This window comes from Saccharopolyspora rhizosphaerae (assembly GCF_003931915.1).
GTDB lineage: Bacteria > Actinomycetota > Actinomycetes > Mycobacteriales > Pseudonocardiaceae > Saccharopolyspora > Saccharopolyspora rhizosphaerae.
Genome location: NZ_RSAA01000035.1, coordinates 317,480 through 330,159, shown reverse-complemented (window position 1 = coordinate 330,159; position 12,680 = coordinate 317,480). Strand labels below are relative to the sequence as shown.

12 protein-coding genes and 1 tRNA gene are annotated in these 12,680 nt (G+C 69.0%); 9 read left to right on the top strand and 4 right to left on the bottom strand.

Annotated features, from left to right (window positions below):
* Window positions 1–194: 194 nt before the first annotated feature.
* The 7 genes from EIL87_RS24475 to EIL87_RS24445 all read left to right on the top strand — a co-directional run bounded on the left by EIL87_RS24475 (window position 195) and on the right by EIL87_RS24445 (window position 7,885).
* Entirely contained in the window at window positions 195–1,415 is a 1,221-nt protein-coding gene (locus EIL87_RS24475) for an NADP-dependent isocitrate dehydrogenase (protein ID WP_125092934.1), read from the top strand.
* 201 nt (window positions 1,416–1,616) lie between these two features.
* Window positions 1,617–1,922 (top strand): SH3 domain-containing protein, encoded by a 306-nt coding sequence (locus tag EIL87_RS24470; RefSeq protein WP_125092933.1) that lies wholly within the window; start codon window positions 1,617–1,619, stop codon window positions 1,920–1,922.
* 72 nt (window positions 1,923–1,994) lie between these two features.
* Window positions 1,995–2,069, top strand: a tRNA-Val gene (locus EIL87_RS24465).
* A gap of 295 nt (window positions 2,070–2,364) precedes the next feature.
* Window positions 2,365–3,720 (top strand): NADP-specific glutamate dehydrogenase, encoded by a 1,356-nt coding sequence (gene gdhA / locus EIL87_RS24460; protein WP_125092932.1) that lies wholly within the window; start codon window positions 2,365–2,367, stop codon window positions 3,718–3,720.
* A gap of 163 nt (window positions 3,721–3,883) precedes the next feature.
* On the top strand, window positions 3,884–4,810 hold the full coding sequence (locus tag EIL87_RS24455; protein WP_158628692.1) for a YihY/virulence factor BrkB family protein: 927 nt from the start codon (window positions 3,884–3,886) through the stop codon (window positions 4,808–4,810).
* 305 nt (window positions 4,811–5,115) lie between these two features.
* Window positions 5,116–6,969 carry an N-acetylmuramoyl-L-alanine amidase gene (locus tag EIL87_RS24450; RefSeq protein WP_158628691.1) on the top strand — a complete coding sequence of 618 codons (1,854 nt, stop codon included), beginning with the start codon at window positions 5,116–5,118 and terminating at the stop codon, window positions 6,967–6,969.
* Between the two features lie 109 nt (window positions 6,970–7,078).
* Complete coding sequence (locus EIL87_RS24445; RefSeq protein ID WP_233576556.1) at window positions 7,079–7,885, top strand: polysaccharide lyase; 807 nt, start codon at window positions 7,079–7,081, stop codon at window positions 7,883–7,885.
* A gap of 25 nt (window positions 7,886–7,910) precedes the next feature.
* Here the strand turns inward: EIL87_RS24445 and EIL87_RS24440 are convergent, their stop codons facing one another.
* Window positions 7,911–8,744, bottom strand: coding sequence for a hypothetical protein (locus EIL87_RS24440; protein ID WP_125092929.1), 834 nt, complete (start codon window positions 8,742–8,744; stop codon window positions 7,911–7,913).
* A 209-nt stretch (window positions 8,745–8,953) separates the two neighbouring features.
* Here EIL87_RS24440 and EIL87_RS24435 point away from each other — a divergent pair, with 209 nt between their 5' ends.
* Window positions 8,954–9,493, top strand: coding sequence for an RICIN domain-containing protein (locus tag EIL87_RS24435; protein ID WP_125092928.1), 540 nt, complete (start codon window positions 8,954–8,956; stop codon window positions 9,491–9,493).
* A gap of 248 nt (window positions 9,494–9,741) precedes the next feature.
* On the opposite strand, the gene EIL87_RS24430 is transcribed toward EIL87_RS24435, so the two are convergent.
* The 3 genes from EIL87_RS24430 to EIL87_RS24420 all read right to left on the bottom strand — a co-directional run bounded on the left by EIL87_RS24430 (window position 9,742) and on the right by EIL87_RS24420 (window position 11,486).
* A complete protein-coding gene (locus tag EIL87_RS24430; RefSeq protein WP_125092927.1) occupies window positions 9,742–10,098 on the bottom strand; it encodes a hypothetical protein in 357 nt (118 codons plus the stop codon).
* Window positions 10,099–10,146: 48 nt separating this feature from the next.
* Entirely contained in the window at window positions 10,147–10,383 is a 237-nt protein-coding gene (locus tag EIL87_RS24425) for a DUF397 domain-containing protein (protein WP_093413953.1), read from the bottom strand.
* A gap of 236 nt (window positions 10,384–10,619) precedes the next feature.
* The gene (locus EIL87_RS24420; protein ID WP_125092926.1) at window positions 10,620–11,486 is read right to left on the bottom strand and encodes a helix-turn-helix domain-containing protein; all 867 of its coding nucleotides are present in this window, start codon (window positions 11,484–11,486) and stop codon (window positions 10,620–10,622) included.
* Window positions 11,487–11,758: 272 nt separating this feature from the next.
* Here EIL87_RS24420 and EIL87_RS24415 point away from each other — a divergent pair, with 272 nt between their 5' ends.
* Window positions 11,759–12,553 carry an exodeoxyribonuclease III gene (locus EIL87_RS24415; protein ID WP_125092925.1) on the top strand — a complete coding sequence of 265 codons (795 nt, stop codon included), beginning with the start codon at window positions 11,759–11,761 and terminating at the stop codon, window positions 12,551–12,553.
* The last annotated feature ends 127 nt before the right edge of the window (window positions 12,554–12,680 follow it).

Sequence of the window (12,680 nt, the reverse complement as noted above, 5' to 3'; positions counted from 1 at the left end):
ACAAGATCACTCGTCCTCCTGTTCGAGAGTAGGAGACGATCTCGGCCTGGCCTGGCATTGCCCTGGGAGTGGCTGTGAATCTGGCTTCGGATGTGCCGCGACCCTGGTGGCGGGCGACGGGGGCAAGGCACAATCGAAGCCGCTAGCAGTACGCTTGTACCGCTTGCATTCTCGCGAGAGGAGCACCCCGCCACATGAGCAAGATCAAGGTCCAGGGCACGGTCGCCGAACTGGACGGCGACGAGATGACCCGGATCATCTGGTCCTTCATCAAGGACAAGCTGATCCACCCCTACCTGGACATCAACCTCGACTACTACGACCTCGGCATCGAGCGCCGGGACGCCACCGACGACCAGGTCACCGTGGACGCCGCGAACGCCATCGCGAAGCACGGCGTAGGCGTCAAGTGCGCCACCATCACGCCTGATGAGGCGCGCGTGGAGGAGTTCGGCCTGAAGAAGATGTGGCGGAGCCCGAACGGGACGATCCGCAACATCCTCGGTGGCGTCATCTTCCGCGAGCCGATCGTCATCTCCAACATCCCGCGGTACGTGCCGACGTGGACCAAGCCGATCGTCATCGGCCGTCACGCCCACGGCGACCAGTACAAGGCCAGCGACTTCAAGGTCCCGGGCCCGGGCACCGTCACCATCACCTACACCCCTCAGGACGGCTCCGAGCCGATCGAGGTGGAGGTGGCCAAGTTCGGTGACGACGGTGGCGTGGCCATGGCCATGTACAACTACCGCAAGTCGATCGAGGAGTTCGCGCACGCGTCCTTCCGGTACGGCCTGGAGCGCGGCTACCCGGTCTACATGTCGACCAAGAACACGATCCTGAAGGCCTACGACGGCATGTTCAAGGACGTGTTCGAGGAGATCTACGAGAACGAGTACAAGGACCAGTTCGAGGCCAAGGGCATCACCTACGAGCACCGGCTGATCGACGACATGGTCGCCTCCGCGCTGAAGTGGGAGGGCGGCTACGTCTGGGCCTGCAAGAACTACGACGGTGACGTGCAGTCGGACACCGTCGCGCAGGGCTTCGGCTCGCTCGGCCTGATGACCTCGGTGCTGATGACCGCCAACGGCACGGTGGAGGCCGAGGCCGCGCACGGCACGGTCACCCGCCACTACCGCCAGCACCAGCAGGGCAAGCCCACCTCGACCAACCCGATCGCGTCGATCTACGCCTGGACCCGGGGCCTGCAGGCCCGGGGCAAGATGGACTCGACCCCGGAGGTCGTGGGCTTCGCCGAGGCCCTGGAGCAGGTCGTCGTCGAGACCGTCGAGAGCGGCAAGATGACCAAGGACCTGGCCCTGCTGGTCGGCAACGACCAGCCGTACCAGACGACCGAGGAATTCCTCGCCAGCCTGGACGAGAACCTGCAGAAGAAGATGGCCGACCGCTGATCTTCGCCTGACGCGAAGCGCCGCTACCACTCCGGTGGAGCGGCGTTTTTGCGTTCCTGGGGCGTGACCACCCGCTGTGCAGTTGCTCGGGTGGGCGTCGCCCGGCGCGCTGAACCGGCGGCGCAGCGGTGTGACGCGGCTCCACGTTCGCCGCATCGGCGGTTATAGCTGGGGACGACGTGCCTGACCAGGAGGTTCGCCGTGTTCCTGATTCCCCGCCCGCTGCTGCTCGCCGGTGCCGGCTTGGTCGCGATCGTCTACGCGGCGGGCTCCGGCCAGGACAGCGGCGCGACGAAGCCGGCGGACTGCACCTTCGAGGTCTCCGCGGACGTCCTCAACGTCCGCTCCGACCCCGAGGAGGGCGCCACCCGCGTCGGCCACCTCACCGCGGGCGAGCAGGTCGAGGCGACGCCCAACGTCATCGGGCGCTTCCGCGAGCTCCGCTCCGGCAACTGGGCCGCCACGGAGTTCCTCACCCCGGTGCCGGGCAGCGCTTGCGCGCCGTGATCACCCAGGGGGGTGGGAACGGCCGAAACCCGTTGGGATAGACTCCCCACCGCTGGCGGCGATGGCCGCAGGGCGCGATTAGCTCAGTGGGAGAGCGCTACCTTGACACGGTAGAGGTCACTGGTTCAATCCCAGTATCGCGCACCACTCGTACCGCGAAGCCCCGTCGATGGTCACCACGTCGGGGTTTTCGCCGTTCTCGGGGTACCGCACGACACTGCCGGTGGCCGCGACGCTCGCTCCACCATCCACAGTGGGCGCTTCGGCACCTGTCGTTGCGGCAGCACGCGCCGTCACGGCTGTGGCCCCTGCCAGGCACCGCGCCGGGGGAGCGAGTTCGGCCTGCTCGGTGTGAGATGCGTGGAAGATGTTTCATCCGCGTCACCGTTCTGTTAAGCAGTACGGGCGTTATGCGTTGTCGATAGCCGAGGAGTCGCCCACCATGAGTCGCGACACGGATGGTTTGCAGCTGACCGCCGATGCCTACCGGACCATCCAGGTCCGCGACGGGCACCAGCCCGAGTTCGCGCAGGCCGCGTACGAGGTGCTGGAGTCGTTGGAGCCCGCGCTCAAGCGGCACCCCGAGTACCTGCGCTCCGGCGTGCTCGAGCGGCTGTGCGAGCCTGAACGCCAGATCATCTTCCGAGTGCCGTGGACCGACGACACGGGCGCGGTCAGGGTGAACCGCGGCTTCCGCGTCGAGTTCAACTCCGCGCTCGGGCCGTACAAGGGTGGCCTGCGGTTCCACCCCTCGGTGAACATCGGCGTGATCAAGTTCCTCGGTTTCGAGCAGATCTTCAAGAACGCGCTCACCGGGCTGCCGCTGGGCGGCGGCAAGGGCGGCTCCGACTTCGACCCGAAGGGCAAGTCGGACGCGGAGATCATGCGGTTCTGCCAGTCGTTCATGACCGAGCTGCACCGCCACCTCGGCGAGTACACCGACGTGCCCGCGGGTGACATCGGGGTCGGGCGCCGCGAGATCGGCTACCTGTTCGGCCAGTACAAGCGCATCACCAACCGCTACGAGTCCGGTGTGCTCACCGGCAAGGGCCTCAACTGGGGCGGCTCGCAGGTGCGGACGGAGGCGACCGGGTACGGCACGGTCTACTTTGTCGACCAGATGCTGCGCGCTCGCGGGGAGCAGATCGACGGCCGCCGCGTCGTGGTGTCCGGCTCCGGCAACGTCGCGATCTACGCGGCGCGCAAGGTCCACGAGCTCGGTGGCACGGTCGTGGCGATGTCGGACTCCGAGGGCTACGTCGTGGACGAAGAGGGCCTCGACATCGAAGCGGTCCGGGAGCTCAAGGAGGACCGCGGCGGGCGCGTCAAGGACTACGCCGAGGAGCACCCCCGCGCCCGCTTCGTCGACAACGGCTCGATCTGGGACGTGCCCTGCGCGGTCGCGCTGCCCTGCGCCACGCAGAACGAGCTCGACGACGAAGCCGCGACCACGCTGGTGCGCAACGGCGTCGTCGCCATCGGCGAGGGCGCGAACATGCCGACCACCCCCGGAGCCGTGAAGGTCTTCCAGGACGCCGGCGTCTTGTTCGGTCCGGGCAAGGCCGCGAACGCCGGTGGTGTCGCCACGTCCGGTCTCGAGATGCAGCAGAACGCCTCCCGGGACTCCTGGCACTTCGACTACACCGACACCCGGTTGTCGCAGATCATGGCCGACATCCACGACTCCGTCCGGGAGATGGCCGAGGGCTACGGGGCACCGGACAACTACGTCCTCGGTGCGAACATCGCCGGTTTCACCAAGGTGGCCGACACGATGCTCGACCTCGGCGTCATCTGACGGTGCTCCGGCGCATCGCCGTTCGATCACGGAGCCGCGTGTCGGCGAGGCGCTCCGGCACGGCATCGCCGAAAATCACGGGTTCGGACCGTGGTGCCGGAGGCCCCCGCACGGGGCAGTTCGTGGTCGAACGGCACGCGGAAGAGCGTTCGGGAGGGGTGCCGTGCCGCAGAACTTCCTCGCGCGGCTCCGGCACCCGCGCAACCGGAAGCTCCGAGGGCTGGTCCGGCTGACCCTCCGCACGGTCGAGAGCAGCAACCGCTACCGGCTCACGGGCCTGGCCGGAGAAGCGGCGTTCTTCACCCTCACCTCGTTGCCCCCGGTGCTGCTCAGCCTCGTCGCCACGCTCGGCTACGTCGCCGGCTGGCTCGGTCGTGAGGACACCGTGCCCGCGGTCGAGCAAACCCTGGCCCAGGCGGCCGGGACGGTGCTGTCCCCGCAGGCCATCGACCAGCTCCTGCGGCCGGTGCTGCTCGAGGTGCTCGGCTCCGGGCGCGTCGGCATCATCTCGATCGGGTTCGTGATCGCCCTGTGGTCCGGCTCGACCGCGCTGAACGTCTACATCGACACCATCTCCGTCGTCTACGGCCTGGGCGGGCAGCGCAGTTTCGTGCGGCAGCGGTTGATGTCGGTGCTGATCTACGTGGTGGGGCTGCTGGTCTCCCTGGTGCTGCTCCCGCTCCTGGCGGTCGGGCCGGCGGTGATCGCCGGGTGGGTCCCGGAAGCCGCGGTGCTGGTGTACGGGCTGTACTGGCCGCTGATCGTGCTCGGGTCGATCGCCTCGCTGACCACGCTGTACATGGTGTCGATCCCGATCCGCGCCCCCTGGCACGAGCACGTCCCGGGTGCCGCGGTGGCGATGGTGGTGTGGCTCGCGGGCAGCTTCGGCTTGCGGATCTACCTGTCGGTGAGCCTGGAGAACTCGCCGGTCTACGGTGCGCTGGCCGCTCCGATGGGCGTTCTGCTGTGGTTGTACGTCACGGCGTTCGCGGTGCTGCTCGGCGGTGCGGTCAACGCCGAGCTCGACACCGTCCAGCCGTCCCGGAAGATCGCCGTCGCCCGCCGCGAGGCTCGCCGGTCCGCCGGATGAGCTCCTGCCGGGAGGTCTGCGCACGACGAGCGTCGACACCACCCGCTCGGAAAGATGATGCCCCGATCGGGTGTGGCCAGACCGCCCGGCCCGAGCCGTGCCACCCTCGCCGCGCACGGGGAACGTGCGAAGAGCGCGGAACTCCCGGACCTGCTCGTGGCCGGCCCTGGCGTGGACCAGGTTCCGTCGTCCCGGGTTACAACACGGTGGCGGTTGCGCCGAACCGAGGTGCTCGAGCGGTCCGAAGAGGAGATCCTCGTTCCGCAACCTCCGCGACGAGCGCGGAGCCGGATCGGGAGGCTCGGTTGACGGCACAGGCGAGGCGGCGCGCGTTGAGCGCGGTGGTGGCTCTGGGACTGCTGCTCGGAGCAGCGCCCGCGTCCGGCGAGTCCGAACAGGACTCCGGCGTGCAGCGGGCGTTCCAGGAGTCGGCGCACGAATTCGGCGTTCCCGCAACCCTGTTGATGGCGACCTCGTACCAACTCACCCGGTGGGAAGACCACCGCGGTGAGCAGAGCCGGGCTGGCGGTTACGGCCCGATGCACCTCACCGAGGTCGACGCCGCGAAGCTGCGCGCGCAGAACCCCGAGCTGCGCGGGTACGCCGACCACCCCGCGCTGCACACCCTGTCGGAGGCCGCGGAACTGGTGGACGTCGCGCCGGAGGCGATCCGCAACGACCCCGAGCAGAACATCCGGGCCGGTGCGGCGCTGCTCGCCGAACGCTCCAAGCGGCTGCACGGCGGGACGCTGCCGACCCACCTCGGCGAGTGGTACCCGGCGATCGCGAGCCTCAGCGGCAGTCCGCGCCTCAGCGGTGCGCGGGACTTCGCCGACAGCGTCTACGAGGTGCTCGACCAGGGGCGGGCGCGGACCACCGCCAGCGGGCAGCGCATCGCGTTCGCCCCGATCCCCGAGGTGCGGCCGGACCGCGACCTGTCCGCCACCGGACTCGCCGACAGCGAGCCGGACACCGAGGCGGAGTGCCCGGACACGGTGGACTGCCGCTTTCTCCCGGCCGCCTACGCACCGACGAACCCGGAGGACCCCAGCGCCGGGTACGGCAACTACGACACCGCCGAGCGGCCGGACGACGTGCAGATCGACTCGATCGTCATCCACGACACCGAAGTCGCCTACCAGACGGCGATCTCGCTGTTCCAGGACCCGGCGCACGGGTCGTCCGCGCACTACGTGATCCGTTCCTCGGACGGCGAGGTCACGCAGATGGTGCCCACCCGCGACATGGCGTGGCACGCCGGGAGCTGGGACCGCAACATGCGCTCGATCGGCATCGAACACGAGGGCTGGGCCGCCGAGGGCGGGACCTGGTACACCGAGGCGATGTACCGCTCGTCGGCCAAGCTCGTGCGGTACCTGGCGGAGGAGCACGACATCCCGCTGGACCGCGAGCACGTCGTGGGCCACGACGAGGTCAGCGCCGACACGCCCGCCAAGGCCGGGACCGAGCACTACGACCCGGGCCCCTACTGGGACTGGGAGCACTACATGGACCTGGTCGGCGCACGCGCCGAGGGCAACCGGAGCCAGACCGAGGCCGTGACGATCTCGCCGCGGTTCGAGACCAACCAGCCGCCGGTGAGCGAGTGTCCGGACGGCGCCTGCCAAGACCTGCCCGCACAGCCCGCGAACTTCGTGCACCTGCGCACCGAACCGCGTGACGACGCGCCGCTGCTGAGCAACCCGGCGGTCCACCCGGACGGTGCGCCCGGCACCACCCGGATCGAGGACTGGTCGGCGAAGGCCACCACGGGACGCCAGTACGCGGTCGCCGAGCGCCGGGGCGACTGGTTGGCCCTCTGGTTCGACGGCAAGAAGGTTGGCTGCGCGACCCCGGTGGGGAGAACACCGAACCGGCCGAGGACGCCGACCTCGTCGAAGCACGACGCGACGGCATCCCGACCTACGGCATGGCCGCCCCGTCGTCGGGCGAGTACCCGGAGGGCGTCGAGCCCCGCGAGATCTCACCGCTGCCCTGCACGATCCCGGCCGATCAGGCCTACGTCGCGGGCGACGACGTGGCCGCGACGGACTACCACGTCGTCCACGACGGCGACCAGGACCCGAACAACCACACGGTCGTCCGCGGCGCCGAGCAGTACGTCCGGATCTCCTACAACCACCGCTGGGTGTACGTGAAGCGCTCGGACGTCAAGCCGGCCCTCTGACCGGCCCGCCGCGGCGGGTTCAGGACAGCGCGTTGACCGGGCGGTGTGTCGGGTGTGCACTCGCGACGAGGTGATCAACGATGCGCACACGTCGGAGCCGCGCGCCGGGCGCCGCCGCCCTCGCGCTCGCCGCGGTGGTGTCGCTGCCCGGCAGCGCGTTCGCCGCCGAGCCGTGGACCGCGGATTTCGCCGACTTCCCAGGCGGAACCTGGTCGCAGCGGTGGGGAGTGGTGGACGACGGGCGGTTCGGGTTCGACCGGATGTCGCCCCAGGGCGGAGCCGTGGACGTCTTCTACGGCCAGGGCTCGTCGGCACCGTCCTGTGAGGACTGCCCGAGCCAAGGCGGCGGCCAGTTCTACGGCGACTTCACCACCGCGGGCCGCGCCGACCTCGCCGAGGCACGCAGCCTGCAGCTGACGGTCAAGTTCCCGTCGGCCTGGGACTTCGGCAAGGGCGGCAAGCTGCCCGGGCTCTACGGTGGCGAGCCCGGCGAGGCCGGCGGCGGCCACCACGGTCAGGCGTGGTCGACCCGGTTCATGTGGCGCAACGACAACGGCTCCGGCGCGCGCAGCGCCAACGGCGAGGTCTACGTCTACGACCCGTCGATGGGCGACGGCTACGGCGAGGACGTCGGGCGCGGGGCGTGGCAGTGGCAGGCCGACGACCAGTGGCACACCGTGCAGCAGACGGTCGACCGCGACACCGGGCGCATCGCGGTGAGCATCGACGGGCAGCAGGTGTTCGACGAGCAGGGCATCCGGCAGATCGCCGACATCCCCTTCGCCGGTGTCTTCTTCTCCACGTTCTTCGGCGGCCACGCCTCCGAGTGGGGGCCGAGCCGCGACGTCCACGCCCAGTTCCGGGACTTCTCGGTCACCACTTCCTGACCTCGGCTCTGAGGCCGAGGTCAGGTCAGGAGCGGCGTCGGGCGGCCTGGTCGAGGAGCTCGCCGACGGTGCGGCGACCGGCGGCGCTGTCGCCGTTGAAGCGGCGCAGCATCTCGACCCGGGCCTCGGCTGCCTGGCCTTGCGCGACCTGCAGCAACAGCAGGTCCTTGTCGGCGGAGGGCAGCTCGGACACCCAGGCACCGAGCGCGGTCGGGTCGATCGACTCCTGCAGCGGCGTGCTGTGCTCGGCGGCCACCGCCAGCAGGTCCTCGTCGAGACGCAGGAAGTCCGCGAGCCGGGTCTGCGCCGGGCTCAGCTGCCCGAGGCCCGGCGGCACGACCGGTTCGGCCTCGTCCTCGGCGCTGGTGTCGAAGGCGAACTCGTCGCGTTCCCAGGCGCCGTAGCCGGCCAGCCACGCCAGGTACAGCGGCCGCAGATCGCCGCCGAGGACCTCCTCGCGGATCCCGATGAGCTGTTCCAGCAGGTCCTGGTGCCCGGACGGCGGGTCCTCGGGTCCCTCCTCCTCACTGAGGAAGTCCAGCACCACGTGCTCCTCGGAGCTCCACACCTCGACGCGCTCGGCGACTTCGTACTCCTCGGCCAGTTCGTCGTCGAGCGCGGTGTTCGGGAAGCGGACCATCAGCCGGCGCGTGCTCGAGCTCGTCACGTGCAGGTGGGCGTCGTAGTAGGACTCGACGAGCACGTCCGGGTCACCGCGGAACTCGTCCTGCTCGTGGACGGCGACGAACGAGTGGTCGCTGACCACGGCCTGATCGGACAGCTGCTGGACCTCGCCCTGCTCGTCCTCGCTCAACGGGCGCTCGACCGCGAGGAATTCGTAGTACTGGTACTGGCTCACCGGAAGACCTCGCTGCCGTTGGGGAACACCGGGCCGCCAGGCTACTCATCGACCGTGGCGAGCGGGTGAACCCCGAGAGCCGAAAGGGCTTCGCTCGTTGTGATGACTGGTCAGGAACATCTCCCGGGCCGCTGGTAAGTATCGATTTCGGGCGAACCGGACCGGCTCGTCCATCCCCCGGAACACCTTCATCGTGGAGGTACACGATCATGGAACGCCCTCGCTTGGTGCTGGGAGCCCTCGGTGCGCTGGCGGCCCTGTCCGTCGCGCCCGCGCTGCCCGCATCGGCTGACCCCGTGCTCATCACCAAGATCACCAGCGTGGCGGACAAGTCCCGCTGGACGGTCAACGGAGCGGACTCGTCCGTAATGACGTTGCAGCCCCACTCCTTCGCGCAACCCCGAGCGGTCGACGAGTGGGAGATCACCAAGCAGGCCGACGGTTCCGTGAGCATCAAGAGCACGGAGAACCGGCAGTGCGTGACCGCGGAGGGGCGTGCAGGAGGTGAGCTGCGCACCGCCGCGTGCGACGCGGCCGACACGGCTCAGCACTGGACGTTGAACCGACGCAACGACGGCACGGTCGTGTTCAGCCCGAAGACCACGCCGCGCCTGGTCGTGTCGATCCCGCAGAGCCCGTCGCGGAGCGGCTCGCTGCAGCTCACCGAGCGGGAGCGGATCACCAGCGACTCCTCCACCAACCCCGACACCAACGCGAGGGACACCCAGGCCTTCAAGCTCGACATCTGACCGGCCTCCGAGGACGGATGCGGCAGCGGAACCCGTTGGCGCATTCGTTCTTCCACGCCCGAAGCACGAGATCGGGTTCCCGCGCGCTGGGGGACTCGTGCGGGAACCCGATCTCCGGGGGTGTCGGCCCAGGCGCGCGACCACGGGGGATGGACGCGCGCCGCGGCCGGACGGGGGAACGCGGCAGCAGAACCAGGCCCGGGGTGGGACGTGCCCCACCGCGAATCAGGCTCTGTTGCGGGCCGGCTTCACGCCGTGACGGCGAGCCACTTCGAACGGCCGGCGTGGGTCGGGACCCAGCAGCCGGAAGGCTCCGCGCCGGTCTCCGGCAGCGGTTCCGGCAGGTCCAGCAGTTCGTTGATCACGTCCAGCGCCGGGCCGTTGGTCCGCCACAGCACGCGGTTCGGGAACAGCACGTCGGGTTCGTCGGCCGGGATGCGCGCGGCGTCAGCGTCGTTCTCGCCGAAGAGCTGGAGGATGTCGAAAACGCCGCGGTGCACGCGGATTCCGACCACAGCGACCAGGCTTCCGCTGGCATCGCGGGGATGCGTGAACTGGAAGTCGCGGGCGACCAGAGCTTGCAGGCCGTGGGTTATGTCGTTCATGGCGCCACCGTTGTTCGTCGTAGGGGCTCAGACCATGTGGCGGCCGGTTCAGACGATCAGGTCGTCGAACTCGCCGTCCTTTGCTCCGTTGAGGAACGCTGCGATCTCGTCCCTGCTGTAGACCAGTGCCGGGCCCTCGGGGTAGCGCGAGTTCCTGACGGCAACCCCACCGTCGACCAACGGTGCCAGCTCGACGCAGTTGCCCACTGCTCCACTGTGGCGGCTCTTGCGCCAGTCAGCGTTGGGCAGCTGCTTAGCGGGCATACCGTTCTGGATGTTCGTCATCCGAACCCCACCCTTTTCCCCGACTCTCGTCTTGCACCGATCATCTGCACGTGCAGTTGATCGTGCAGGGAACGTACCAGTTGCAGATGCACGATTGAATGCACGTGCAGAGCACTGAGATGGCGATCACACGGACGGTCGCAGCCGCGACGACGGCACTTGGCGCCAGGTGCGCGGCGAACAGCTGCCGGTGGTCGGCCGAATGGCCTATGAGCTGGGAAATTCCCGGGTAGGTCTCAGAGTTCGCGGAGCCGCTCGTGCAGCATCTTGCGGGTTCCCTCGGGGGTCAGCGCGTCCACCGCGAGCCGGTGGCTGACCTTGCTGTAGACCTCGATGTCCTCGGGCTTGTCGAGGTACAGCGCTCCGCAGAGGTGTTCGAGGTAGACGATGTCGGGGATCTCCGGCTCGGCGAACCGCAGGATCGTGTAGGCGCCTTCGGCGGCGGAGCGACCGAGCGAGAAGGGCAGCACCTGCAGCGTGATCGTCGGCAACTTCGTGGCGTCGAGCAGGGACTCGATCTGCTCGCGCATCACGCTCTTGCCGCCGATCGGTCGGTGCAGGACCGACTCGTCGATCACCGCCCACACCCGCGGCGCCTTCGGCCGGGCGAACATCCGCTGCCGCTGCAAGCGCAGCCGCACCCGGCGGTCGACCTCGTCGTCCTCGGCTTCCGGGCGGCCCTGGCTGGCGACTGCCCGCGCGTAGCGCTCGGTCTGCAGCAGGCCCGGGATGAACTGGAGCTCGAAGGTCTGGATCCGGGAGGCCGATTCCTCGAGGCCGACGAAGTCCTGGAACCACGGGGCGATCAGGTCGTTGTAGCGGTTCCACCAGCCCGGTTCGTTGGACCGGCGCACGAGGTCCAAGAAGGACTCACGTTCGGAGTCCTCCTCGACCCCGTAGAGGGTCAGCAGGTCGGCGACGTCGCGTTCCTTGAAGCCGACGCGGCCGAGCTCCAGCCGGCTGATCTTGGACCCGGAGCCGCGAATGGCGTAACCGGCGTCCTCCCGGGAGATCTGCTTGGCCTCGCGCAACCTGCGCAGCTGGCTGCCCAGCACGAGACGGCGAGCCGTGGGGCCGCTTCCCGTGGCGGTGTCCGGGGCCACGCGAGACCTCCTGCGAAAGATTTTTTCGGACGCTCTACGACCCGTTGTCGAGTCGGAGCGGTCGAACGTTACGTGGGGCGATCTTAGTGGAACAACGCCGGAGGTCTAGTCGCTTCCCCTGGCCGGTGGTCACGGCGCAGGTCAACGCTGCGCGATCGGGGGATTGCGGGGCGTTGTCATCGGCCGGAGTTCGGTGATCGGCTCGATCGGCGGTGGGAATCCTCAACGCGGGGCGTGCGAACTGCGGAAAGGAGGTCGATAGGCTCGGGGACGTGCTGACGTTGTCAACGGTCAATGTGAACGGTCTGCGCGCCGCCGCCAAGAAGGGGTTCCTCGAGTGGCTCGCGGGGACCGGCGCGGACGTGATCTGCATGCAGGAAACGCGCGCCGAACCCGATCAGCTCCCCGAAGCGGTGCGCGAGCCGGGCGGCTGGCACACGGCTCTGGCGCCGAGCTCGGCGAAAGGGCGCGCGGGCGTGGCCATCTACAGCCGTGCTGAACCGGAAGACGTTCGAACCGGTTTCGGTTCCGCTGAATTCGACGAATCCGGTCGCTACCTGGAATGCGACTTCCCGGGAGTGACCGTCGCGAGCCTCTACCTCCCCAGCGGTGATGTCGGCACACCGCGGCAGGACGAGAAGGAACGCTTCATGAAGGAGTTCGGCGAGTACCTCGCCGATCTCCGCGAGCGCGCCGTCGCCTCCGGGCGCGAGGTCGTGGTCTGCGGTGACTGGAACATCGCCCACCGCGAGGTCGACCTGAAGAACTGGAAGGCCAACCGGAAGTCCGCGGGCTTCCTGCCCGAGGAGCGGGCCTGGCTCACCGAGGTCTTCGAGTCCGGCTACACCGACGTCGTCCGCAGCCTCCACCCCGAGGGCCCCGGCCCGTACTCCTGGTGGTCCTACCGGGGCAAGGCCTTCGACAACGACTCCGGCTGGAGGATCGACTACCAGGTCGCCACCCCCGGCCTGGTCGCGCGAGCGACCGAAGCGGTCGTCGAGCGCGCCCCGAGCTACGACCAGCGCTGGAGCGACCACGCCCCCGTCACGGTCACTTACGACTTCTGACCCTTCGGGAGTCTTCGGGGAGTCCTCGGCGGAGTGAGCTCGACGGGTCCGGAGTGGAAGCTGACCGCCAGTGGGGCGCCGTTCCTGGTTCGGCAGTCCCCTCCCGTGGGTCTCGGGTCTCGAAGTT

Coding starts and splice junctions, on each gene's coding strand:
- EIL87_RS24445 (WP_233576556.1), top strand. CDS start 7,079: ATGCGCACACGTCGGAGCCGCGCGCCGGGCGCCGCCGCCCTCGCGCTC.
- EIL87_RS24425 (WP_093413953.1), bottom strand. CDS start 10,383: ATGACGAACATCCAGAACGGTATGCCCGCTAAGCAGCTGCCCAACGCT.
- EIL87_RS24430 (WP_125092927.1), bottom strand. CDS start 10,098: ATGAACGACATAACCCACGGCCTGCAAGCTCTGGTCGCCCGCGACTTC.
- EIL87_RS24475 (WP_125092934.1), top strand. CDS start 195: ATGAGCAAGATCAAGGTCCAGGGCACGGTCGCCGAACTGGACGGCGAC.
- EIL87_RS24435 (WP_125092928.1), top strand. CDS start 8,954: ATGGAACGCCCTCGCTTGGTGCTGGGAGCCCTCGGTGCGCTGGCGGCC.
- gdhA (WP_125092932.1), top strand. CDS start 2,365: ATGAGTCGCGACACGGATGGTTTGCAGCTGACCGCCGATGCCTACCGG.